The organism is Thermoflexus hugenholtzii JAD2 (genome assembly GCF_900187885.1).
Taxonomy (GTDB): domain Bacteria; phylum Chloroflexota; class Anaerolineae; order Thermoflexales; family Thermoflexaceae; genus Thermoflexus; species Thermoflexus hugenholtzii.
This window is the reverse complement of sequence record NZ_FYEK01000028.1, coordinates 23,327-45,540: the sequence shown is the minus strand read 5'-3', so window position 1 is coordinate 45,540 and position 22,214 is coordinate 23,327. Positions and strand designations below refer to the sequence as shown.

The window sequence follows — 22,214 nt, the reverse complement described above, 5'->3', positions numbered from 1 at the left end:
CCTCAAGGTGTGGGTGATTGACCCTCGCACCACCGGAGGCCACGCCGAGCGTTTTCCTCTTGAGGGGAGATGGCGAGGGCCTGCTCCAGCCAGGGGCGCGCGGCGGCGCAGTCCCCCAGATAGTAGTGGGAGAGGCCCAGCAGGTAGGCCATCTCCACCAGGCGGGCGCAGCGCGGCTCTGTCGGCAGCGTCTCCGGGGCGCAGGTTTTCCCCTCTGCCTGGAGGACAGCCTGCAGCCGGACGATCCCCCGCGGCAGATGGTTTGTGTCCACCACCTCCTCATACTTCCGCCGGGCGTAGAGGGTGACCCCCAGGTGATACAGAAGCCGCCAGTCGTCCGGGTCTTGTTCCCGGGCCTTCCTCAAGGTTTGTTCCGCCTCCTCCAGCCGGCCCAGGTTGTAATACAGCCAGCCCAGCTCGTCCAGAACCCGTGGGTCCTCCGGCCGCAGGGCGGCGGCCCGCTGGAAGGCGTCCAGGGCGGCGGCGGTCTGCCCGAGGACCATGGCGTTGCGCCCCAGGGCGAGCCAGGTCACCACCATCAGCGGATCCCGACGCAGGGCCTCTCGATAGGCCGCCATCGCCTCCGCATAGCGCCCCAGGGTCTCGTAGACGTAGCCCAGGGCCCGGTGGGCGTCCGGCGAATCCGGGGCCAGGCTCAGGGCTTTCTGGGCGGCGGCCAGGGCGGCCTGCGGGCGATGGGCGTCGGCGTAGGCTTCCGCCAGATAGGCGTGGAAAGCGGCCTCGCCGGGCAGGCGGGCCACGGCCTGTTCCCCAGCCTGGATCGCCTCGGGGATCTTCCCCTGCCAGTCCAGGATCAACGCCGCCATCCCAAGAAGGCGCGGATCCTCCGGAGCCAGCCGGCGGCCTCGCTCCAGCCAGGCGGCGGCTTCCTCCAGGCGGTTGGTGAAGGCCAGGAGGCGGATCAGCGGGGGGTAGCGCGCCGGGTTCTCCGGCTCCAGGGCCAGGGCGAGGCGGTAGCCTTCCTCCGCGCTCCGGAGATCTCCCCCCTGATAGGCGGCCTCCGCCCGACGGGCGTAGTGCGCGGCGGAGAGGGTCGGGGTGGGTGTCGCAGCCACGGTGGACGCGCGCCCTCCCGTCCGCAGCTGCCAGTCCACTCCGAACAGGGCGGCCAGCGCTAAGAGATCGAGGACCAGCCAGAGGATCCAGCGCCGGCGTCGGGTCATTCCTCCTCCAGGCCGCGCAGCACCATCGAGGCGGTGGCCAGGTTGGTGGCCAGGGGGACGTTGTGGACGTTGCACAGGCGCATCACCGTGCGAATGTCCGGCTCGTGGGGATGGGCGTAGAGGGGATCGACCAGGAAGATCACCGCGTCGATCCGGCCTTCCACCACCATCGCGGCGATCTGGGCATCCCCGCCCTGGGGGCCGGAGCGGACGCAGGCCACCTCCAGCCCCAGGGCTTCCTGAAGGGTGCGCCCGGTGGTGGCGGTGGCCACCAGCTGATGCCGGGCCAGGCGCTCCCGCTCCCGCCGGGCCCATTCGACCAGCTCCCCTTTCTTGCCGTCGTGGGCGATGATCGCGATCCGCTTAGGCATAGGCGCGGTGTCTCCAGGTTCGGTCTGAAGCCATGCGGGAAGGCCTCCTTTGCAGCGATCCGCCTCGTCCCCTGTTGCCAGCCATCCACGAATCAGGGCGCGAATACACGAATTCGTCCCTCGGCCTTCCTTGGAGGGCCCGCTGGGGCAGGGGAGCGCCGAGAGGCCGGCATCGCCCGTTCCTTCACGCCGATTGAGATCGGCCTCTCAAGACGCTTGCGCGCCAGGTGTCGGTCTACACCGACGCAAAGAATACCTTTTTGGTCGGCGCAGGCCGACCATCGGCCGAAGGCCTTCCGAGGGCGAATTCATTCGACGCACAAGCGGGCGCCTTCCCTCAACCGGCACCTCATTACAATGTTAACCCAGGTCCTCCTCCTGGTAGGAGATCCGTCCGGGGGATCGCCTTCCCGCGCCGGCGGCCCACCTGGCGGAAATCGCGGGGCGATGTGATACTGGATTTCCCTACTGGGGCATCGGTCCCCGAGCAAACCGGAAGATCTGGAGGGAAGGATGCGGGTCCTCTGGATATGCATGCTGATCGCCGGCGGCCTCCTCCTGGGGATCGCCCTCATCGCCCTGCAGCCCACTTCCCCTATCGGGCCTGTCCTCGCCAGCGCTCCCCTCTCTGATCCGGTGGTCCCCGTGATCACAGCTGAGCGCTTTCTGCGCCCGGGGGCAGGGATGTTTCCCGGCGTCCTGGGGGTTCATCCGGTCTCCGGGGAGGTGTGGGTCTGCCGCAATGGGGGCTGGATGACCCTTCAGGGGGCGGAGCTCCGGAGCATCCAGCCTGGCTCTTGCGACATAGGCTTCCACGCCCAGACCCCGCGCTGGTTCCGGGCGGAGGGGCGCTCGGTGGTGATCATGAGCGGGACGACGCCTGTGGGGCAGGTGACGCTCCCCTACACGGTGACCGGGATCGTCCTCCACCCCCGAACCCAGCTGCTTTATGTCACGATGCAAAGCGTTCCTTACCCACCGATCTCCACGCATTTGGCGGTGATCACCGGGACGACGGTCCTGACCATAGCGAGTACCCCAAGCGCCGGGCCCCTCGCTCCGCATCCGGAGAGCGGGGATGTTTACGTGGGCGTCAACAGTTACGGGCCTAACCCCGAAGTCTGGATCCTCAGCGGGACCCAGCGGGTGGGGACCTTTACGATGACCGGTATGCTTCGCTGGATCGAATATCATCCCTACAGCCGTCTCACCTATGTAGGTAGCCAGGGTGAGTTGAAGGTCCTGAACGGGCGGACGGTGCTTGCCTCCCTTGCCGTCACCGGGACCTTCGATTTCGCCCCTGATCCGGACAGCGAACGGGCCTATCTGACCCACCTGAGTCCGGACTGGATTACCGTCCTCTCCCGGACGGAGGTGATCACGCGCGTTCCCTTCCCCCAAGGCGACAATCCCATCGCAGTAATCCCGCGCACGGGGGAGATTGTGGCCGGGGCCTTTTTCTCGCAACAGATCCACGTGTTCTCCCGGGATCTCACCCTGCTGAACGTGATCTCCATGCCGGTGCGCCCCCGGCAGATCTTCCCCCACGAGGACGGCTGGGTGTATGTGGTCGGATGGGGAGACAGCCTTGGGGGGTCCCTGCCCTCCGACCTGCTGGTGCTCAGCCGGACGGTCCCTGTGGCGGAGTATCCGAACGGTTTCGGCCTGGGCTCCCTGGCGCGGTCCCCCGATGGCCGGCTTTACGTTCTGGATCTCTTCACAGGCCGTTTCGATGTGCTCTCAGGGACGGAGGTGGTGACTTCCACTGCGTTCTTGCCGTGGAGCTATCCGATCCTCCTGCCCCAGGAGCGGCGGCTGGAGGCTGATCCGGGGACCGGTTGGGCCTATGTGGCGCTCCCGTGGAGCGTGTGGCTCTGGATCTGGCAGGGGGAAGGCTGGCTCACACGTTCCCTCCCCTCCGGCATCAGTGTTCTGCGGGCGGACCCGCACCACGGGGTGATCTTCGGCGGCAAGGACTCTTATTATGTGGACGAGATTTACGCGATCACAGGCACTGAGATCTTCAGCCTGCCGATCGAAGGAGGGCTCGCAGGGCCAGTTCGGGATCTGGCGGTGGATCCCGCGCACGGTTATCTCTACGTGGGAGGAATCGGGCAGGTGGCCGTCCTCTCCCTCACGACGCCGGTGACCACCTCGCCGTGGCTGACGACGGTGATCGGGATGTATCCATTGCGGGCCCTGGCCGCCCACCCGGGCACTGGCCGGGCGTATGTGGGGTCCGGGCTCGGTCCCACCGGGACCCTCTGGATCCTCTCGGGTTCTACTCCGGTGATCTCCATCGGGGTGGAGGGGGTACCGGTGGCCCTGGCGACGGACCCCGGGGGGCCGTGGGTCTATGTGGCCCTGAGCGGCACCCAGCGGGTTGCGGTGCTGAGCGGGACAGACCGGGTGGCTACGGTCACGCTTCCTTTTGAGCCCCTTCGGATTTGGGTGAGCCCCCGCAGCGGGCTGGCCTATGTGGCCGGGGAGACGCAGGTCGCGGTTTTAAGGGGTCCGCAGGTGTGGACGCAGCTGACCACCGGGATCTATCCCCGAGACATGGTTTTCGATCCGGAGAGGGGGATCGCCGTCCTCAGCCATGAGGGGGACAACCGTCTGGTCTGGATCGAGGAGCGGGCCTTGACCCGCCGCCTCTGGCTTCCCCTTATCCTTCGGGGACGGTGAGGGCAACCTACAGATATCTTACAAGATCTTATATGTTTTAGATATGCGCAAAAACTAATTTGAAGGAGTAATTAAATGCATCATGTAAGCTTTAAACAAAAAAGGACAATGCTTTCGGCGAGAGTGGGATACAGGTTGGTGAAGGGGATTCGGAGCCGAATTCGGACGGTGTTCACGTTCCCCTCGGTGGTTCTGGGGGGGGTGATTGCGGTGGGGCTCCTGCTTCTTTTCTGGGAGTGGTTTACCCATGCAGACCGCTCTCGTCTCTTCCTCTACGGGCATATGGGAGCGCTCCCCCTGGATGAGCGAACGCTAGGCCGTTATCGGATGAGCGGGCTGGTGGCGGCAGGCGCCGTGATGGATTTCATGCTCTTTCTTTACGGCACTTGGGGTGTTTTCGCCCGGCGCCGCCTTCTCCCCGTAAGCGCGCCTTCTGCGCTGGGGGTCTGGTTGACAGCGGTGAGTCCGCTCGGTCTGGGCATCCCTCCGATAGTGGCCTGGGGGGGTGTGCCATCTCTTCCCATAAAGGTAGGACTGGAGGTGGCCGGTCTGACCCTGGCTGGTCTGGCCGTGGGGTTATGGCTGGCGAAGGGGATGGCTTGGGATCCGACTCGAGGGCTGACCCGGCTGGGGTATGGGATGGTGATAACCCCGTTGCTGCTGGGGTTGCGAGTGGTGGAGCTGCCCGGTTTGGGGTTAGCCCAGCCGGAGGTCGCAGCATGGATGGTTCTCGCAGGACTGTTGAGCAGCGGGATAGGGTTGCTGGGGCTGGCGCGATGGCGGGCTTTCTGGGACGCCCCGCCCATACGAGGTTGGGAGATATGGCTGGCTGGGGCGGCGATGGCCTATCTGGAGTTGCCGCTGTTACATCACATCTTCTTGACCCCTGCCGAGGCCCGTTACATCACTGCTGCTTCGAACTTCTTTGCCTTTCACGGTGGAGTGCAGGTGTTGGTGTGGATGATCTCAGGGATGGTGGCGCTGGGGATAGAGACTCTGGAGAGGAATCGAAGGTGGTGGGAGGATCGGGATCACGGTTTGGCTGTGGGGATCTTGTTGGGGCTGATATTGATCGGAGCCCTGGCATGGAGTAGTGGGCTGCGAATCGATCTGGCGCTCTCCGCGCCCGATCTGTATCCAGATCATCACGGCCATCCTGGTTTTCAGATTTACCTGCCTCTTGTTCTGCGCAATTGGTAGCAACTCAGGCCCAATCGTTTTCTGAACGAGGCTGAAGGTCTCGTATCATCCTCTCTCCAGGGCGGGGTAATCGCTTACGCTTGCGGATGCTCGAGGCGGCGGCCCAGATTCGCTTGTGGCGGGAAAACCGAAGAGTCTGAGTGCTGTTTGGGCTGCCTGCCTCCTCTTATCTGCGCCTTTAAGGTTGGGACATAAAGGTGATGGACAGACCAGGCGATCGCTACCGTTCCGGGAAATGGGGGCGAGTATCAGGGTGAATCAGGCCCTTGTCCTCATCCCAACTCGTTTCTAAACCTCAGCGCAGCAAGCGGCCCAGCAAGCCCAGGTTGTTCTCCCGCGCGCATTTTGCTATAATTGAGATTTGCGGACCGGCAATGGGAGCCGGCCGGGTTTGTGCGAAGTCGCGCTGCGTTGAGGCAAGCGACAACTCAATAGGCAGCCGTTCCGGCTTTGGGCATGCGTCGGGACTTCCGATGATGCCGGGTGCGGAACCCGTGCTGCCTATTTGCTTTGTAAGGGGACGGTGCGTGCGGAGCCGTCTCCGCTTCCGGGCGCCGGAAGGCGCCGTCAACATTCCGGGGAAAGGAGGTGAACGATGGCGGGGGAGATCCTGACCCTGGGGCGCTCGGAGCTGGCTCGCCTCCTGCGCGCCATCGTGCGGGAGGGGGATCCCTGGCAGGCCGCCGGCACCGCCGGGCTTCCCTTTCCACGAGTGGTGGAGGGCGTCCAGCAACTGCTCCGTCACGGACTCCTGGCCTTCGACGGGCAGCGCCTGCATCTAACGGACCGCGGCCAGGCCCTGGCCCGGGAGCTGGGCGTTCAGGTGGCCCCCGAGATCCGCTGCGCCGCCTGCGGGGGGACCGGGGTGGACCTGGGCTTCTTCGCGGAAGTGACCCGGCGCTACGCGGAGCTGGCCCAGGGCCGTCCGGAGCCTCTGGCGGCCTACGACCAGGGCTATCAGACCATCGACTCGGTGATGCGGCGGGTCGCCCTCATGGTCGCCCAGGGGGATGTGGAGGGCAAAGACATCATCGTGCTGGGCGATGACGACCTGGCCAGCCTGGCCCTGGCCCTGACCGGGTTACCCCGCTCGGTCGTGGTGATTGAGATCGACCGCCGCCTTTGCGACTTCATCGAACAGGCCGCCCGCCGGGCCGGCCTGAACATCACCGTCTACTGCCGCAGCCTCACCGAGCGCCTCCCCACCGAGCTGCTCGGCCGCTTCGACACTTTCCTCACCGACCCGACCGAGACCGAGCACGGCCTGCTGCTCTTCCTGGAGAAGGGCTTCATGTGCCTGCGGAAAGGGGAGGGGCATGCGGGCTACTTCGGCATCACCCGCATCGAGTCCAACATCGGCAAGTGGCACGTGTGGCAGCGGGAGCTCCTCAGCCGGCACGCCATCACCTTCACCCACATCCTGCCGGACTTCAGTCTCTATGCCAACTGGGAGGACCCGGACGAGCAGCCCATCCCGGATCTGCCGCCCTTCGCCCGCCCGGCACGGACGCCATGGTATCGCTCGACCTTCTTCCGGGTGGAGACGCTGCCGGAGTTCCAGCCGCCGGAGGACTACGTCATCGAGGGAGGGCGGGAGCTTTATGAGGACGAGGACGCCATCGATCAGGTGTGGCGCAGCCCGGATGTGGATATGGCCATCACTGCCTCGGTGATGACCCCCGCGCCCACCCCATTCCCCACCCAGCTCACCCTGGGCCGGCACATCATCGCCGAGTTCTGGAAATGCCGGAACCGGGAGCCCCTGCGCGGGCTGAAGCAGGTCCTGGAGCACGCAGTGCGTCGGGCCGGCGCCACCCTGCTGAACATGAAAATCCACCGCTTCGTCCCGGATGGGTTCTCCGCCTTGGTGCTGCTGGCGGAGTCCCACATCTCCCTCCACGCCTGGCCGGAATACGCCTACGTAGCCGTGGACGTGTTCACCTGCGGGGAGGCCGATCCGGAGGTGATCGTGGAGGTGCTCAAGGACTATCTGCAGCCCGAGGAGTCGGCCCAAATCACCCTGGAACGCGGCCTGGGCCCCCTGATGGTCCTCCCCGCTCTGCGAGTAGAGACGGAGACGCCTTCGCTCCGCTCCTCCGCCCTCCCGATGGGCGTCTGAAGGCGTCGGACACCCCGGTGGGGGGAGAGACTTCTCCCCCCACCGGCGATGCGGTCTCCCCATCCTCGAAGGGCCTCGGCGGAGCTTCTACTCGGGGACCCTGGGGCTTGGCCGCTGGGGCTCGGAAGAGGGAAGGCGTTCCAGGGCCTGGCTGAGCAGGGCGATTTGATCCTCCACCCCCAGGGGGCGGGCCGGGAGCAGGACGCTCAGGGTGATCCCCTGGTCCCCCTCGCTCTGGAGGAAGAGATCGCCGCCTAAGGCCTGAGCGGCCCTCCGGGTGATCGCTAGGCCCAGCACCGCGGGATCCACCCGGGGGCGAGCGGGTTGTGGCCCGGAGATCCCGGCGGCCCCTTCGTTCAGCCAGGCCAGCGTCTCCGCCGGGAGGCGGAGAGTGGGATCGACCAGTTCTACCAGCAGGACGGATTCCCGGATCCGGGCGCGGATCTCCAGAGGGCCTCCCTCTCGACGAGCGGCGAAAAGGAAATCCAGTAAGGTGCGCAGGATGTAAGCCCCATAAGGTCCATCGACGCGAGTGTTCTCCGCCTCCTCGCTCAGATCCAGACGGATCTCCGTCGAACGCTCGGCGAGGGTCGGCTGCTCCGCCCGGAGCAGATCATGGATCAGCTGGCCCAGCGGAAGAGGCTCCACAAAAGCCGTCGGCTGGCGGTGTAACTCCGCAAAGGCGGTGAGAGGAGCGATGTATTCCAGCAGCCGATAAGCGCCTCGCAAGGCCCCCTCTAACATCGCCGCGATGTCCGGCATCCCTGAAGATGGAAGCTGGCCGAGGGCCGCTTCCAGGAAGCCGATCACCAGCCCCAGGGGCTGGCGGAGCTCCGCGCCCGCGCGGGCCACGAAGGTTGTCTTCAGCTCGTCCAGATCCTTCAACCGCCGGTAGGCACGCTCCAGCTCTTCCCGCCGGGCTCTCTCCTGCTCATACAACTCCCGGAGCTCTCGAAAGGCGGAGAGGACCTGCTGCTCCAGCCGGGAGAGCCATTCATCCGGTGTGAGATACGGGTGCCCCATCGCGGCGCTCCTCGAAAACACTGGGATACCGAATCGCCGGAAGATCCCAACCCGGGCAAGGACGCTTCCACTGCAGCAGACGTCGCGCCTGTTCGGAACTATTTTAACATCCTTTTAGGTGGAAACAACCAAATTGCAGACCAGGGCCACGTGCTTTTCCGTGGGGCTCGGGTAGGCGGAGCGTCCGGAGGGCGGAACGCGCTTCGGCCTGCGCGTAAAATGGGGAAGGTGTCCCAGGGGGTATCTGTGCGCCCGCCGAATCCGGCGCGGAGACTGACATGGACCGGTGGGAACGGTTCCGCAGGCGGATCCGACAGATGGCCGGGCGGGAGGCGGAGACGGTCCTTCTGGCCCGGGATGCGCTGATCATCGCCGCGGGCAACGTCGCCAGCCGCCTGATCGGCCTGCTGCGCGAGACGGTCAAGAGCGGGCTGTTCGGGTCCAGCGGGCCGCTGAGCGCCTTCGAGGCCGCAGCGGTGGTTCCCGTCCAGCTGTATGACCTTCTGGTCGGGGGCATGGTCAGCTCCGCCCTGATCCCGGTGTTCCGGGAATATGCGGATCAGCCTCAGGAGCTCCGGCGTCTGGCCGGCGCGGTCCTGGTCTGGGCCGGGTGGATCATCGGGGCGGTGGTGCTTCTGGTGGAGATCGGGGCCAAGCCGGTCGCGTGGCTGTTAGCCGGGGGCCTGGATCCCGATCTGCTGGATCTGACAGCGGACCTCCTGCGCCTGACGGTTCTGGCGGTGTGGTTCCTCGCCGCCGCCGGGGTCATCGGCGGGCTCTTGCAGGCGTTCCAGCGGTTCACCCTGCCGGCCTTCACCGCGGCCGCCTTCAACGCCGCCATCGTCATGGCCGCCCTCCTGCTGGGGCCGCGCATCGGGGTGTTTGCCCTGGCCCTGGGGATGGTCCTGGGCGCCATCGCCCAGGTGCTATTGCAGCTGCCTGGCCTGCATGGCCTGTGGCCCCGCCCCTCCGTGTATCATCCCGCCTTGCGGCGGATCCTGCGCCTTTACCTTCCCGTCGTGTTCGGGTTGGCGGTCAATCAGGTCGCCATCCTGCTGAGCTACCATCTGGCCTCCCGCACCGGCCCCAACAGCATCGCTTGGATGCGCTACGCTACCACGTTGATCCAGTTCCCCCTGGGGCTGGTGGTGACCGCTATCTCCGTGGCTATCCTCCCCCGCCTCTCCCGCCTCAGCGTGGAGGCCCGCCAGGGGAGGGGGGATCTGGAGCCTTTCCGGAGCACCCTGGCCGCCGGGTTGCGGATGGTGCTGATCCTGATCATCCCCGCCGCCTTCGGCCTGTATGTGCTGGCCGAGCCCGTGATCGCCCTCCTCTTCGAGCACGGCCGCTTCACCGCTACAGACACGGCGGTGGTGGCCGGGGTGCTGCGGGGCTACCTGCCCGGCCTGATCTTCGCCGCCGTCGATCAGCCGTTGGTGTTCGCCTTCTACGCCCGGCAGGACACCTTCACCCCCGCCCTGGTGGGGCTGATCTGCAACGTGGGGATCTACCTCGCGGCCGCCATGGCCCCCACGCTGTTCCGGCCTCTGCAGGTGACCGACCTGGCGGTGGCCAATTCGGTGCAGTGGGCCGCCCATGCGGCGATCATGGGGGTCCTGCTGCTCCGCCAGGTGGGTTCGATGCGCCCCTACGGCCTGTCCCGGCTGGCCCTCCGCGTCCTCGTCGCCTCCCTGATGATGGCGCTGGGCATCTCCATGGCATGGGCCCGGCTTCCTCTCCCCCATTCCACCACCGGCGAAGCCCTTCACCTCCTCGCCGTCGGAGGCCTTGGGACGTTGATCTATCTCCTGACCCTTGGGGCGCTGACCCGCCTCGTCGCCCGCCCCTCGGGGTTCGCTCGCTGAGGCTCCTTCCACCCTCCGGGGTCGTCCGGGGGGCTGGGAACCGAGGGGCGATCCGGAACGTCTTTCCTCCGGATGCCGAAGTGAATTTCATCTTACATCCCGATGGGATCAGGAGGCGGATATGAACCGCTGGCGATGGCTGGGGGTCGTGGGGGGGATCCTGCTGGCCGCGTGCCGGACGAATCCCTCCGCGCCCGGAGCAGGGGTGCCGGTGGGGCCATCGGCCCAGGCCGTGCGTTCTCAGGGAACAGAGGCGAGCCCGCGCACGCTGACGGTGAACGGGGTGGGGACCGTGCGGGCGCGACCGGATCAGGCGGTCGTCACCCTGGGGGTGGAGACGTCCGGGGAAACCCTGGCCTCCGCCCTGGCCGAGAACAACCAGCGGGCCGCCGCGGTGCTGGACGCCTTGAAGGCCCATGGGGTGGCGGAGAACGACATCCAGACCGCCTCCTTCCAGATCCAGTTCGAGGAGCCCCGGGATCCGCAAACCGGCCGGCCCATCGGCCCTCGGGTGTATCGGGTCGTCCACGTTTACACCGCGATCTTCCGGGATCTGGAGGCGGTAGGCGCCGGGGTGGATGCCGCCGTGGCGGCCGGGGCGAACCGAGTGGAGGGGATCGCCTTCCGGATCGGGAGCCCGGACCGCCTGGCGATGGAGGCGCGGCGGCTGGCCGCCGAAGACGCGAAGGCCCGGGCCCAGACCCTGGCGGCCGCCCTGGGGGCCCAGCTGGGGCCCGTGCGGATGGTCCGGGAGGTTTCCTTCGCACGCCCCATCCCGGTCCCCATGGCCCGGATGGCCGCCGAGGCAGCCGCTGTCCCCGTCGCGGCCGGGGAGCTGGAGATCGCGGTGGAGATTGAGGTGACCTGGGAGCTGCGATAATCGGCGGGCGATGAACCGATGGGATCACGAGCCGGCGGACGGCCCGGAGAGCAGACGGCGCACGATCTCCTGCACCTCCCGGCCATCCGCTCGGCCGCGGACCCGGGGCATCAGCCGCTTCATCACTTCTCCCAGCTGGGCGGGCGTGGCGGCGCCGACCTCCGCAATCACCTCCCGGGCCATGGCTTCGATCTCCTCCCGGGTGAGAGGCTGCGGGAGGTAGGAGAGCAGGACCTCCAGCTCCGCCTGCTCCGCCGCCAGCCGGTCCGGCCGGTTCGCCTTCTCCAGCTCCGCCAGGGCCTCGCGGCGCCGCTTCACCTCGTTCTGGAGCACCCTCAGGATCTCGTCCTCGCTTAAGGGGCGAGCGGCCTCCACCTCCGCCATCCGGATGGCCAGCAGCGCCATGCGAATGGCGGTCTTGCGCGGCTCGTCCCCCGCCCGCATCGCTGCTTTCAGGTCTTCTTGCAACCGTTCTTTCAAGCCCATTCGGGTCCTCTCCTATCGGGTTGTATAGGCTCCTGCTCAGGACGAGAGATGGCGCACCCGGAGCCCCATCCGCTCCAGGCACTCCGCCAGGGCCTCCGTCCACGGCCGCATGGGGTCCCGGCCCTGCAGCTCCAGCACGTAATTGCGCAGGGGGCTGCGATCGGGGCGGGGAGCCCGCCGGCCGGAGATCCCCGAGAGCCGCACGGCCTCCTCCGGATCCCGCCCCAACATCGCCAGGATGGTCCGAGCCATCTCATAGCGGGAGACCGCCCCGTGATTGGCGATGTGATACAGCCCGTAGGCCGGATACTCCAGCAGGCGGAGCAGGGCCTGGGCGAGGTCCAGGACGAAGGTGGGGGAGCTGGTCTGGGCGATCCCCCCCACAGGCTCCCCCTTCCGGATCCGTTCCACCGTGTGGGTGACGAAGTGTTGTCCCCAGGGGGCGAAGAGCCACGCTGTGCGCACCACGAAGTGGCGGGGACACAGCGTCCGCACATACTCCTCCGCCTGCAGTTTGCTCCATCCGTAGACGTTGACCGGGTTGGGCCGGTCGAACTCCGTGTAGGGGGTTCCCTTGGTGCCGTCGAACACATAGTCGGTGCTGATGAAGATCAGGGTAGCGCCGATCCTCTGGGCGGCCGCCGCCAAACAGGCGGTCCCCACCGTGTTCACCCGGAACGCCAGGTCGGGGTTGGCCTCGCAACGGTCGACGTCGGCGATGGCGGCGGCGTGAAGGATCACCTCGGGGCGGATGCGCGAAACGGCATCGAAGATCTGGGGTGGATGGGCGAGGTCGAGCTCCGCGCGGGGCGGGGCGAGGAGCTCGACCCCTGGCTGCGACCCCCAGACCTCCCGGATCGCGCGTCCCAGCATGCCCGTGCCGCCGGTGAGAAGCACCCGCATCCCGAACCCTCCCCTTGAGGCAGTGAAGCCGGAGCCTTTAGAAATACCGAGCGGAGAGCACGCCCGGCGGCAGAGGCTGGGTGCGGACGTTCAGACAGGCCGGGCGGCGGGCCGCGGCCATCCGCTCCAGGGCGGGCCGGATCTCCTCCGGCCGCTCCACCAGCTCCCCGTATCCCCCGAGGGCTTCCACCACCCGGTCATAGCGGGTGGGCGCGAGCGCGGTGGCCACCGCCCGGGCTTCCCCCAGCATCTCGATCTGGGGCCGCCGGATTTGGCTCCAGGCCGCGTCGTTGGCCACCACGCTCATGATCGGCAACCCGAAGCGGACCGCGGTGTCGAACTCGAACCCGTTGAAGCCGAAGGCCCCGTCCCCGAACAGCACCAGCACCCGGCGGTCCGGATAAGCCAGCTGGGCGGCGATGGCGAAGGGCGCCCCGATCCCCAGACAGCCGAAGGGCCCCGGATCCATCCAGTTCTCCGGGCGGTAGACCGGGAGGACCCGGGAGGCTGCCGCCACGATATCCCCTCCGTCCCCGATGACGATGGTCCGCTCGTCGATGAAGCGGGCCAGCTCGTGGCACAACCGCAGCGGGTGGATGGGGACGTCCGTCGCGTCCTTCCCTTGCTCCCAGAAGGCGGCCTGCTCCGCTTCGACGGCCCGCAGCGCCTCGCGCCACGCCGTGAAGCGCCGGCCGGGGAAGCGCGCCTGCATGCCCTGGCGCCACGCCTCTAGGATCTCCCCGATGTCCCCCACCAGCCCCAAGTCCACCGGGCGGTTATGGCCGATCACCGTGGGCTCCAGGTCCACGTGGATGACCCGGGCGGTGGCGGCGATCTCCTGCCCGAACCGCAGCCGGAAGTCGAATTCCCCGCCAACCAGGATGAGCAGATCCGTCTGCGCGAAGGCCTTCCGGCGGGCGTGCTGGAAAAACTGGGGGGAGTCCGGCGGCAGCGTCCCGCGAGCCATGCCGTTGGTGAACAGCGGGAGGTCGAGGTCGGCCACGAAGCGGGCCAGGGCGCTGTAGGCGTTGCACCAGCGGACCGCGCTCCCGGCCATCACCACCGGGCGCTCGGCCTCGCCCAGCATCCCCACCGCCTGCTCCAGGGCTGCCTTCGCCGGCCCGGGCCGCGGCACAGGGCGGTCGAAACGGGGGAAGTTCACGTGCCGCTCGTCCACGAAGCGGAACAACACGTCCAAGGGGATCTCCAGGAAGACGGGGCCGGGGCGCCCGCTCCAGGCGTGGCGCAGGGCCACCTCGATGAACTCCGGGATCCGCTCGGTTTCGTAGACTGCGCCGGCCCATTTGGTGATCGGCCGCATCACCGCCACGTGGTCCATCTCCTGCAGCGACCCACGGCCCAGCTGGGCGAAGGGCCCCTGCCCGCCGATGACCAGCACCGGGCTGTTGGCCCGGAAGGCGTTGGCCACCCCGGTGACGCTGTCGGTCACCCCCGGCCCCGCGGTGACCACCGCCACGCCCGGCCGTCCGGTCAGGCGGGCCCAGGCATCGGCAGCGTGGACCGCCGCCTGCTCGTGGCGCATATCGATGATCCGGATCCCTTCGTCCAGGCAGCCGTCGTAGATGGGCAGGATGTGGCCGCCGCACAGGGTGAAGATCACCTCCACACCGGCCGCCTTCAAGGCCTTCGCCGCCAGCCGTCCCCCATGCACGCTGGACATCGCTCGCTTCCTCCCGGGAGGATGCGGACGCGCAGGAGGAGAACGCGCCCCTCTTTAATGTTGCGGGCAATAGCCCCCGGAGGCAAGGGGAGGAACGGGCGACGCGCACACATCCTCATCTCTGCGGTTCGCCGGCGCTCGGAGAAGAGAGGACGGATCGAGGTGCTTGACGCTGATTTTAGGAAAGCCTAAAATCTTGTTCGGACGATCGCCTCGGAGGGCGCCGTGGGTGGGGAGTTGAAGGGAATGCGGTGGGGCGGGTGGGCGCTCTGGCTCGTGCTGGCGGTGAGCGGGATCGTCGCCTGCGCTCCGGCGGAGCGGCGGGCCCGCGCGGCGGAGCTGGCGCAGCGTCCCATCCGCGTGGTGGCCACCACCACCCTGGTCGCGGACCTGGTTCGGCGGATCGGGGGCGATCGGGTGGAGGTGGCCGCGCTGATGGGGCCGGGGGTGGATCCCCATCTCTACAAGGCGCGGGAGAGCGACGTGTGGAAGCTGATGCGGGCGGATCTGATCGTTTACCACGGCCTGCATCTGGAGGCTCGCATGGCCGACGTCCTGGCCGGGATGTCCCGCTGGGCCCCGGTGGTCGCCGTTGGGGAGGCCATCCCCCCGGAGGATCTCCGCTATCCTCCAGGGTTCGAGGGCACCCCCGATCCCCACATCTGGTTCGACGTCCGCCTCTGGATGCGGGCGGCGGAGGCGGTGGCGCAGGCGTTGAGGGATCTCGATCCCGCCCACGCCGATCTCTACGCGACCCGGCTGCAGGCCTACCAGCGCGAGCTGGAGGATCTGGACGCCTGGATCCGCTCGGAGGTGGCGCGGATCCCTCCCGAGCAGCGGGTGCTGATCACCTCCCACGATGCCTTCGGTTACTTCGGTCGGGCTTACGGTTTCGAGGTCCGCGGCCTTCAGGGGATCAGCACCGCTGCGGAGGCGGGCCTGGCGGACGTCCAGGATCTTGCCGATTTCATCGCCCGCCGGCGGATCCGGGCGATCTTTGTGGAGACCAGCGTGCCCTTCCGCTATTTGGAGGCCGTTCAGGAGGCGGTGCGGGCGCGCGGATGGGCGGTGCGGGTCCTCGGGCCGCTGTATTCCGATGCCCTGGGAGACCCCAACTCCCCGCAGGGCACGTATGCGGGGATGATGCGCTACAACCTGGAGACCATCATCCGTGGGCTGCTGGAGCCTTTGCCTTCGGAGGAACGGCGATGATCGGGGAGGAGTGGGCGATCGAGGTGGAGGATCTCACCGTGATGTATGGGGATCGCCCGGCCCTGTGGGATGTGGACTGGCGGGTTCCCCGAGGGGTGCGGATGGCGGTGGTCGGCCCCAACGGGGCCGGGAAGACCACGCTCCTGCGGGCCCTGATGGGCCTGGTCCGTCCGGTTTCCGGATCCATCACCCTGTTCGGGCACCCTCCCGCGGAGGTCCGCCGCCGGGTCGGCTACGTCCCCCAGCGCACCGCGGTGGACTGGGATTTCCCGGCCACGGTCCTGGATGTGGTGTTGATGGGCCGCTATGCCCACCTGGGCTGGTTCCGCCGGCCGGGCCCGGCGGATCGGGAGCGGGCGTTGGAGGCCTTGGCCCAGGTGGGAATGGACCACCTGGCCGACCGGCAGATCGGCGAGCTCTCCGTCGGACAGCAGCAGCGGGTGTTCGTGGCCCGGGCCCTGGCTCAGGATGCCGATCTCTACCTGATGGACGAGCCCTTCGCCGGCGTGGATGCGGTTACCGAACAGGCCCTGGTGGCGGTTCTGCAGCGCCTCCAGGAGGCCGGCCGGACCGTCGTGGTGGTGCACCACGATCTCCAGACCGTGCCGGCCTATTTCGATTGGGTGACCCTCCTCAACGTCCGTTGTGTCGCCTGGGGGCCGGTGGCCCAGGCCTTCACCGTGGAGAACCTGCGCCGGACCTATCAGGGAGCGGTCGCCGGTCTTCCGGTCGCTCTCCTATAAGGCGCGCATGGGGCAGAGACGCCATCCCCCGGAGGGGTGGAATGGTTCCGGAACTGTTTCGGGATCCCACGTTCTGGACGGTTGCCCTGGGTTCCAGCCTGCTGGGCGGGGTGGCGGGGGCCCTGGGGGTCTTCGCTGTGCTCCGCCGGGAGAGCCTGATCGGGGATGTGATGAGCCACGCGGCCCTGCCCGGCCTCGTCCTCGCTTTCCTGATCACCGGCAGTCGGGAGCTTCCGCCCTTGCTCCTCGGGGCGGCCCTCTCCGCTGGGATCGGCGCCCTCCTCGCCGTGCAGATCCCCCGGCGCTCCCGCATCAAGCCGGACGCGGCCCTGGGCCTGGTCCTCTCCGTGTTCTTCGGGATGGGGATCGTGGGGCTCACGGTGGCCCAGCAGCGGCCGACGGCGGCCCAGGCCGGCCTGGATCGCTTCCTCTTCGGACAGGCCGCGACGATGCTCCGACGGGATGTGGCGGCCATCGCCCTGGTAGCCCTCCTCGTCCTCACCCTCCTGATCCTCCTGTGGAAGGAATGGAAACTCCTCGCCTTCGATCCGGTCTTCGCGAAAGCCTGCGGCCTGCCGGTAGGAGCCCTGGAGCTGCTCCTCGCCGCGCTCATGGTGCTGACCGTAGCGATCGGCCTGCCGGCGGTGGGGGTGGTGCTGGTGAGCGCGCTGCTGGTGGCCCCGGCGGCTGCCGCCCGCCAGTGGACGGATCGTCTGGAGCGGATGGTGGTCCTCGCCGGAGGGTTCGGCGCCCTCTCCGGCGGGCTGGGGACGCTGATGAGCGCGGAGATCGGCCGGCTGCCCACGGGACCCCTGATCGTTCTCTGGGCTTGTGGGATCGCCTTGCTTTCCCTCCTGATCGCGCCGCGCCGGGGGCTTCTGCGCCGTTGGTATCTGCACCGGAGGAAGTCCCATGCTCGCCCCGCAGGTTGAGATCATGCTGGTGGCTGCCCTGGCCGGGGCCGCCTGCGCCCTGCCGGGGGCCTTCCTACTGCTGCGCCGGATGGTCCTCATCGGCGACGCCATCAGCCATTCGATCCTCCTGGGGATCGTGGCGGCTTTCCTGATCGTCCGGGACCTCCGCTCCCCGCTGCTGCTCCTCGGGGCCGCCGGCGCCGGAGTGTTGACGGTGGGGCTGGTGGACGCCCTGTTGCGGAGCGGGCGGCTCAAGGAGGACGCAGCCATCGGCTTGGTGTTCCCGGCGATGTTCAGCCTGGGGGTGGTGCTGATCGCCCGCGGCGCGGGCTCCATCCACCTGGATCTCGATGCGGTCCTGCTGGGGGAGCTGGCCTTTGCGCCCTTCGATCGCCTGACGTGGGGCGGATGGGATCTGGGGCCTCGGGGCGCCTGGGTGATGGGGACCCTGCTTAGCCTGCAGGTCGTTTTCGTCTTGGCTTTCTACAAGGAGCTCCAGCTGGCCGCCTTCGATCCCGATCTCGCCCAGGTCTTCGGGTTCCGGCCGGCCGGGTTGCACTACGCGTGGATGGCCCTGACCTCCCTGACGGTGGTGGCGGCTTTCGACGTCGCCGGGGTGGTGCTGGTGGTGGCGATGCTGGTGGCGCCTTCGGCGACCGCTTATCTTCTGACCGATCGCCTGGGCCGTATGCTCCTCGGGTCCATCGGGCTGGGGGTGGCGATGGCGATGGGTGGATACGGCCTTGCCCATGCCTTCGATGTCTCCATCGCGGGGGCTATGGCGACGACGGGAGGCCTCCTGTTCGCCCTGGCTTGGATCGGGGGGCCGCGCCACGGGTGGATCGCCCGGCGCCGCCTGGCGGCGCAGCGGCGCTGGCGCCTGGCCCAGCAGCTGTTGGCGGTCCATCTGCTGAGCCACGAAGGCACCCCGGCGGAAGCGGAGGAGTGCGCCCTCGCCCATCTCCCGACGCATCTGCGCTGGAAGCCCGGCTTCACGGCTGCGGTGATCCGGCGGGCGGAGGAGGCGGGGTGGGTGATCCGGGAGGGGGAATGCCTCCGCCTGACAGAGGCGGGGCGTCAGGCGGCCCGGGAAGCCCTGGTGGAAGGAGAGTGGGTGTTCCTGTTGCGGTGAAATCGCTCAGATGATCCACTCGATCCGTTGATCCGCATCACCCCTCTCGGCCCAGATCCGACGAAGGGGAGAAGAGGTGGCCTGGCCTTTCCTTCAGGGCTTTCCGGTTTTTCCAGATGCGAGGCGGATAAGGGCGCTGGGGGATCGGTTCCTGGTCGACAGGTTTCGAATATGCGTGCCCGGTAGGGGCGACCGGCCGGTCGCCCCTACTGGAAAGCCCTGCCTTTCCTGCGATTGCGTTTGACAAATCTCCCCCCTCTGGGATAAAGTTTAAGAAATCGCCCTTAGCGATGATCTCGGCATCGCCAGAAGCCGGTCTCCACGCCAATCGGGGCGACACAGAGGAGGTCCATCGGTTACTCCAGACTTCTTAAAAATCCAGCGGACTGCGCACCGCCAGGCCACCGCGCTGGAGGACGTGGGCGCGGATCATTGTCGTATGCACATCCCGGTAGTCTCCCTCAATCGTGTTGGTGTATAATAATTTCACATCAGACGATTGGAGGGCGCAAATGCAGCACCCACGATTGGTTTCGCCCGGTTCCTTCTGCTGGAACCAAGATTGTCCAGATTACGGCAAGGTTGGTCATGGCAATATCATCAAGTTCGGTCGGACCCAGAAGGGCACGCAACGCTACCGATGCAAGACTTGTAGCAAGACCTTTGTCCAAACTAAAGGGACCGTGTTCTACGGACGCCACCATTCCCAAGAGACCATCCTTGAGTGCCTGGCATGGTTAGCGGAACGAAGCAGTCTGGCAGCCATTCATAGGGTCAAAGGGATTAAGGAAGAGACGGTTTTAGACTGGCTGAAGGAGGCAGCCAAGCATGTCGAAGAGATCGAAGCGCTACTATTGGCCAATTATCATCTAACGCGCGCTCAACTGGATGCCCTTTGGACGTATGTCGGTCACAAGGGGGAAAGGGGGCATCTCGAAGAGGAAGAGCGAGGCACCTTCTGGCGGGGCACCATCATCGACATCGACACGCGGCTGCGGGTAGGAAGAGCCATTGGGAAGGAGGAGGGTGAAGTCGCCACAGCTTTGATGGCTAAGCTCAAGGCCCGTGGTCATCCGGATTCTCCACCTGCCATAGCCAGCGATGGGGAGGGAAGCTATAGGGAAGCGATGGTCAAGACTTGGGGAAAGGCACCTAAATATGCGGGGCGAGGTCGAAGGCCCAGGCGCAGGCAAGCCCAACCCGACTGGCACTACCTCCAGGTGATAAAGAATCGTTCCGGGAACCGCTGGAAGGGGATCACCATCAAAGTGGTCTACGGTGACCCGGAAGAGGTTCTTAATCTTCTTGGTGAGCATACCGCCTATGTCGAGCGCACGCATTTGACGTCCCGGCAGATGAACGGGAGGCTGGTGCGCAAGACCCTCTCCTTTTCCAAGAGACGGGAGATGCTCGAGGCCTCCTGTGCCTGGGAAGATTGGGTTTACAACCTGACCCGCTCTGTCAAAACGTTGCGCATCGAGGCGGGCAACGGACGAGGCCGGTGGCAGCCACGCTCACCCGCGATGGCGGCTGGCTTGACTGATCATATCTGGACTGTTAAAGAGCTGCTAATGACGGTTGTGGCCCCTGATGTCACCAACACGAAATAGGGAGACTACCGACGAGTCAGGAACCCACTTCCTCTGGTTTCGCCGACCGAATGGCGCGGGCCCGGTTACATTCGTTCGTCGGCCGAGCTGCCGAGCTGGAGTTGTTTCGGCAGGCGCTAGAGGCCGACGAAGCGCCATTCTCCGTGCTGTATCTCTTCGGCCCCGGCGGCGTAGGCAAGACAACCCTACTGCACGCATACGCGCAGATTGCCGTCGAAAGTGGACGTAGGATCTTCCACCTGGATGCTCGCGATCTTGATCCCTCGCCGCAAAGTTTTCTGCTGGCGCTTTCCGCGCAAACCGGGGGCGGCGAAGGCCACCTGAGTCTGGAGCGCTTGACGGCCTTGCCGCCGGCCGTGCTGTTGCTCGACACTTACGAACGCCTGGCGCCCCTGGACGACTGGCTGCGCGAAAGATTCCTACCGGCCTTGCCGGCGCACGTGTTGGTGATCATCGCCGGCCGCAATCCCCCCACCGAACCTTGGCGCACCGACCCGGCCTGGCGTGGCCTGGCCCGCATCGTCTCCCTACGCAACCTGCGCCCCGAAGAAAGCCGCCAACTACTGACGACCCTAGGCGTACCGCAGCCGCTGCAGGAAGCCGTCCTGGACGTGGCTTATGGTCACCCTCTGGCCCTGGTCTTGCTAGCCGACTGGCTGGCGCTGGGCGCCACCAGGGCAGAAGAGATCAGCCTGGAACACGCCCCAGATGTACTCCACCTGCTGGTGGAGCGGTTCATGCAAGACGTGCCCACCCCCCACCATCGTCAGGCCTTGGAAGCCTGTGCCCTGGCCCGGGTGACCACCGAAGCCTTGCTGGCCGAGGTGCTGGGCGAGGAAGCCGCGCCCGGCCTCTTCGCCTGGTTGCGCCGCCTGTCCTTCATCGAGACCGGCCCGGCGGGCATCTTCCCTCATGACCTGGTGCGAGAGATTGTGGAAACCGACCTGCGCTGGCGCAATCCGGAGGCCTGGCGACAGCTCTACCGCCAGGTGCAACGCCACCTGAACCATCGCTTCTGGAATAGCAGCGGCCTGGCCCGTCAGCAGGCCTTCTCCGACCTGATCTTTCTGCAGCGTCACCATCCGGCCATGAAACCCTTCTACGATTGGAGAACCCTGGGCGGCGTCTATCAGGATGCCATCACCCCACAGGATCACCCCCACATCCTGGCCATGGTCGCGCAGCACGAGGGGCCGCAGTCGGCCCGGATTGCCGCCTACTGGCTGCAGCGCCAGCCCCAGGCCTTCGTTGTGTTCCGGGGGCCAGAACCGCAACCCCTGGGATTCGCCGCCAATCTCCTGCTGGAAACCGTCACCCCGGAAGACGAGCAGGCCGACCCAGCCGTGCGCGCCATCTGGGCGTATGTACGGCGCTACGGCCCCCTGCGCCCCGGCGAACGCATCCAGATCGCCCGCTTCTGGATGGGCCGCGAGGTCTACCAGACCCCTCTGACTCACAACATGGTCACCTTGAACACCGTGATCACCTGGCTCACCACGCCCAACCTGGCCTGGACCTTCTGCTGCATGGCCGATCCGGCCGCCTGGGAGAGCGTATTTGCCTACATTAACTTCCGCCGCGTCGCGGAGGCCGACTTCGAGGTAGGCGGCCGGCGCTACGGCGGTTTCGCCCACGACTGGCGGGCCGAGCCGCTGTCGGTCTGGAGAGAGGAGATGGCGGAGCGACAACTGGATTTGGACTTCAGGCCGGAGCCGGTCGGGCAGTCCGCTCCGCCGCCGCTGCTGGTGCTCTCCCAGCCCGAGTTCGCCGATGCCGTGCGCCAGGCGTTGCGCGACTACCATCGGCCGGAGGCCCTGGCCCGCAATCCCCTGCTGCGTTCCCGGGTCCTGCGGGAGAGCGCCGGCCCCAACCCCGGCCCGGAGGACCTGCAATCCCTGCTGCGGGACGCCGCCGCCACGCTGACCGCCACGCCGAAGGACGAGAAATTCTACCGGGCGTTAGACCTCACGTTCTTTCGGCCAGCCCCCACCCAAGAAGCCGCCGCCGAACGGCTCGGCCTGCCCTTCAACACCTACCGCTACCATCTGAACAAAGGCATCGCACGGGTCACCGACTGGCTCTGGCACCGGGAGTTGTACGGCCCGGACGCCTGATTCTCTCGGCAGGAACGCGTAAGATCGGCTCACCGAAAAGGCGGTCAGATTCAACGTGGCCGCCTTTTTTGGGCAGAAATTCGGCACCAGTT

The 22,214-nt window shown here is 66.9% G+C and carries 17 protein-coding genes; 11 read left to right on the top strand and 6 right to left on the bottom strand.

All coding sequences use genetic code 11. The annotated features are described in order from the left end of the window. Positions 1-2 precede the first annotated feature (2 nt). Entirely contained in the window at positions 3-1,184 is a 1,182-nt protein-coding gene (locus tag CFB18_RS08060) for a tetratricopeptide repeat protein (protein ID WP_088571299.1), read from the bottom strand. After that, positions 1,181-1,555 (bottom strand): methylglyoxal synthase, encoded by a 375-nt coding sequence (locus tag CFB18_RS08055; protein ID WP_088571298.1) that lies wholly within the window; start codon positions 1,553-1,555, stop codon positions 1,181-1,183. The genes CFB18_RS08060 and CFB18_RS08055 overlap by 4 nt, the downstream gene beginning before the upstream one ends. Before the next feature lie 513 nt (positions 1,556-2,068). On the opposite strand from CFB18_RS08055, the gene CFB18_RS08050 reads away from it, so the two are divergent. From CFB18_RS08050 to speD, 3 genes are all read left to right on the top strand, one after another. Then, on the top strand, positions 2,069-4,240 hold the full coding sequence (locus tag CFB18_RS08050) for a YncE family protein (protein WP_088571297.1): 2,172 nt from the start codon (positions 2,069-2,071) through the stop codon (positions 4,238-4,240). 138 nt (positions 4,241-4,378) lie between these two features. Beyond that, positions 4,379-5,440, top strand: a complete 1,062-nt coding sequence (locus CFB18_RS08045) for a hypothetical protein (protein WP_143597555.1) — start codon at positions 4,379-4,381, stop codon at positions 5,438-5,440. A 595-nt stretch (positions 5,441-6,035) separates the two neighbouring features. Continuing rightward, the gene (speD, locus tag CFB18_RS08040; protein ID WP_088571295.1) at positions 6,036-7,559 is read left to right on the top strand and encodes an adenosylmethionine decarboxylase; all 1,524 of its coding nucleotides are present in this window, start codon (positions 6,036-6,038) and stop codon (positions 7,557-7,559) included. A gap of 87 nt (positions 7,560-7,646) precedes the next feature. Here the strand turns inward: speD and CFB18_RS08035 are convergent, their stop codons facing one another. Next, on the bottom strand, positions 7,647-8,582 hold the full coding sequence (locus tag CFB18_RS08035; RefSeq protein WP_088571294.1) for a sensor histidine kinase: 936 nt from the start codon (positions 8,580-8,582) through the stop codon (positions 7,647-7,649). Between the two features lie 278 nt (positions 8,583-8,860). Between CFB18_RS08035 and murJ the strand changes: the two genes are divergently transcribed. Then, complete coding sequence (gene murJ / locus CFB18_RS08030; protein ID WP_088571293.1) at positions 8,861-10,447, top strand: murein biosynthesis integral membrane protein MurJ; 1,587 nt, start codon at positions 8,861-8,863, stop codon at positions 10,445-10,447. Between the two features lie 121 nt (positions 10,448-10,568). Next, positions 10,569-11,327, top strand: coding sequence for an SIMPL domain-containing protein (locus tag CFB18_RS08025; protein WP_088571292.1), 759 nt, complete (start codon positions 10,569-10,571; stop codon positions 11,325-11,327). Positions 11,328-11,351: 24 nt separating this feature from the next. On the opposite strand, the gene CFB18_RS08020 is transcribed toward CFB18_RS08025, so the two are convergent. From CFB18_RS08020 to CFB18_RS08010, 3 genes are read right to left on the bottom strand one after another with little or no spacing between them, the layout of a single operon-like run. After that, positions 11,352-11,813 (bottom strand): GatB/YqeY domain-containing protein, encoded by a 462-nt coding sequence (locus tag CFB18_RS08020; protein ID WP_088571291.1) that lies wholly within the window; start codon positions 11,811-11,813, stop codon positions 11,352-11,354. Between the two features lie 36 nt (positions 11,814-11,849). Then, a complete protein-coding gene (rfbD, locus tag CFB18_RS08015) occupies positions 11,850-12,716 on the bottom strand; it encodes a dTDP-4-dehydrorhamnose reductase (RefSeq protein WP_088571290.1) in 867 nt (288 codons plus the stop codon). A 37-nt stretch (positions 12,717-12,753) separates the two neighbouring features. Further along, positions 12,754-14,397, bottom strand: coding sequence for a thiamine pyrophosphate-binding protein (locus CFB18_RS08010; protein WP_088571289.1), 1,644 nt, complete (start codon positions 14,395-14,397; stop codon positions 12,754-12,756). Between the two features lie 225 nt (positions 14,398-14,622). Here CFB18_RS08010 and CFB18_RS08005 point away from each other — a divergent pair, with 225 nt between their 5' ends. The 6 genes from CFB18_RS08005 (at position 14,623) to CFB18_RS07975 (ending at position 22,122) form a co-directional block, all read left to right on the top strand. Continuing rightward, positions 14,623-15,609 (top strand): metal ABC transporter solute-binding protein, Zn/Mn family, encoded by a 987-nt coding sequence (locus CFB18_RS08005; protein ID WP_200808132.1) that lies wholly within the window; start codon positions 14,623-14,625, stop codon positions 15,607-15,609. Next, positions 15,606-16,352: a metal ABC transporter ATP-binding protein gene (locus tag CFB18_RS08000; protein ID WP_088571287.1), complete on the top strand. Its 747-nt coding sequence runs from the start codon at positions 15,606-15,608 to the stop codon at positions 16,350-16,352. Before CFB18_RS08005 ends, CFB18_RS08000 begins: the two co-directional genes overlap by 4 nt. Before the next feature lie 41 nt (positions 16,353-16,393). Continuing rightward, on the top strand, positions 16,394-17,284 hold the full coding sequence (locus CFB18_RS07995) for a metal ABC transporter permease (RefSeq protein ID WP_088571286.1): 891 nt from the start codon (positions 16,394-16,396) through the stop codon (positions 17,282-17,284). After that, complete coding sequence (locus tag CFB18_RS07990) at positions 17,265-18,398, top strand: metal ABC transporter permease (protein ID WP_088571285.1); 1,134 nt, start codon at positions 17,265-17,267, stop codon at positions 18,396-18,398. The genes CFB18_RS07995 and CFB18_RS07990 overlap by 20 nt, the downstream gene beginning before the upstream one ends. A gap of 512 nt (positions 18,399-18,910) precedes the next feature. Then, complete coding sequence (locus tag CFB18_RS15610; RefSeq protein WP_200808131.1) at positions 18,911-20,008, top strand: IS1/IS1595 family N-terminal zinc-binding domain-containing protein; 1,098 nt, start codon at positions 18,911-18,913, stop codon at positions 20,006-20,008. 335 nt (positions 20,009-20,343) lie between these two features. After that, complete coding sequence (locus tag CFB18_RS07975; RefSeq protein WP_200808130.1) at positions 20,344-22,122, top strand: hypothetical protein; 1,779 nt, start codon at positions 20,344-20,346, stop codon at positions 22,120-22,122. Positions 22,123-22,214: the final 92 nt, after the last annotated feature.

Coding starts and splice junctions, on each gene's coding strand:
- CFB18_RS08060 (WP_088571299.1), bottom strand. CDS start 1,184: ATGACCCGACGCCGGCGCTGGATCCTCTGGCTGGTCCTCGATCTCTTA.
- CFB18_RS08055 (WP_088571298.1), bottom strand. CDS start 1,555: ATGCCTAAGCGGATCGCGATCATCGCCCACGACGGCAAGAAAGGGGAG.
- CFB18_RS08050 (WP_088571297.1), top strand. CDS start 2,069: ATGCGGGTCCTCTGGATATGCATGCTGATCGCCGGCGGCCTCCTCCTG.
- speD (WP_088571295.1), top strand. CDS start 6,036: ATGGCGGGGGAGATCCTGACCCTGGGGCGCTCGGAGCTGGCTCGCCTC.
- CFB18_RS08035 (WP_088571294.1), bottom strand. CDS start 8,582: ATGGGGCACCCGTATCTCACACCGGATGAATGGCTCTCCCGGCTGGAG.
- murJ (WP_088571293.1), top strand. CDS start 8,861: ATGGACCGGTGGGAACGGTTCCGCAGGCGGATCCGACAGATGGCCGGG.
- CFB18_RS08025 (WP_088571292.1), top strand. CDS start 10,569: ATGAACCGCTGGCGATGGCTGGGGGTCGTGGGGGGGATCCTGCTGGCC.
- CFB18_RS08020 (WP_088571291.1), bottom strand. CDS start 11,813: ATGGGCTTGAAAGAACGGTTGCAAGAAGACCTGAAAGCAGCGATGCGG.
- rfbD (WP_088571290.1), bottom strand. CDS start 12,716: ATGCGGGTGCTTCTCACCGGCGGCACGGGCATGCTGGGACGCGCGATC.
- CFB18_RS08010 (WP_088571289.1), bottom strand. CDS start 14,397: ATGTCCAGCGTGCATGGGGGACGGCTGGCGGCGAAGGCCTTGAAGGCG.
- CFB18_RS08000 (WP_088571287.1), top strand. CDS start 15,606: ATGATCGGGGAGGAGTGGGCGATCGAGGTGGAGGATCTCACCGTGATG.
- CFB18_RS07995 (WP_088571286.1), top strand. CDS start 16,394: ATGGTTCCGGAACTGTTTCGGGATCCCACGTTCTGGACGGTTGCCCTG.
- CFB18_RS07990 (WP_088571285.1), top strand. CDS start 17,265: ATGCTCGCCCCGCAGGTTGAGATCATGCTGGTGGCTGCCCTGGCCGGG.
- CFB18_RS15610 (WP_200808131.1), top strand. CDS start 18,911: ATGCAGCACCCACGATTGGTTTCGCCCGGTTCCTTCTGCTGGAACCAA.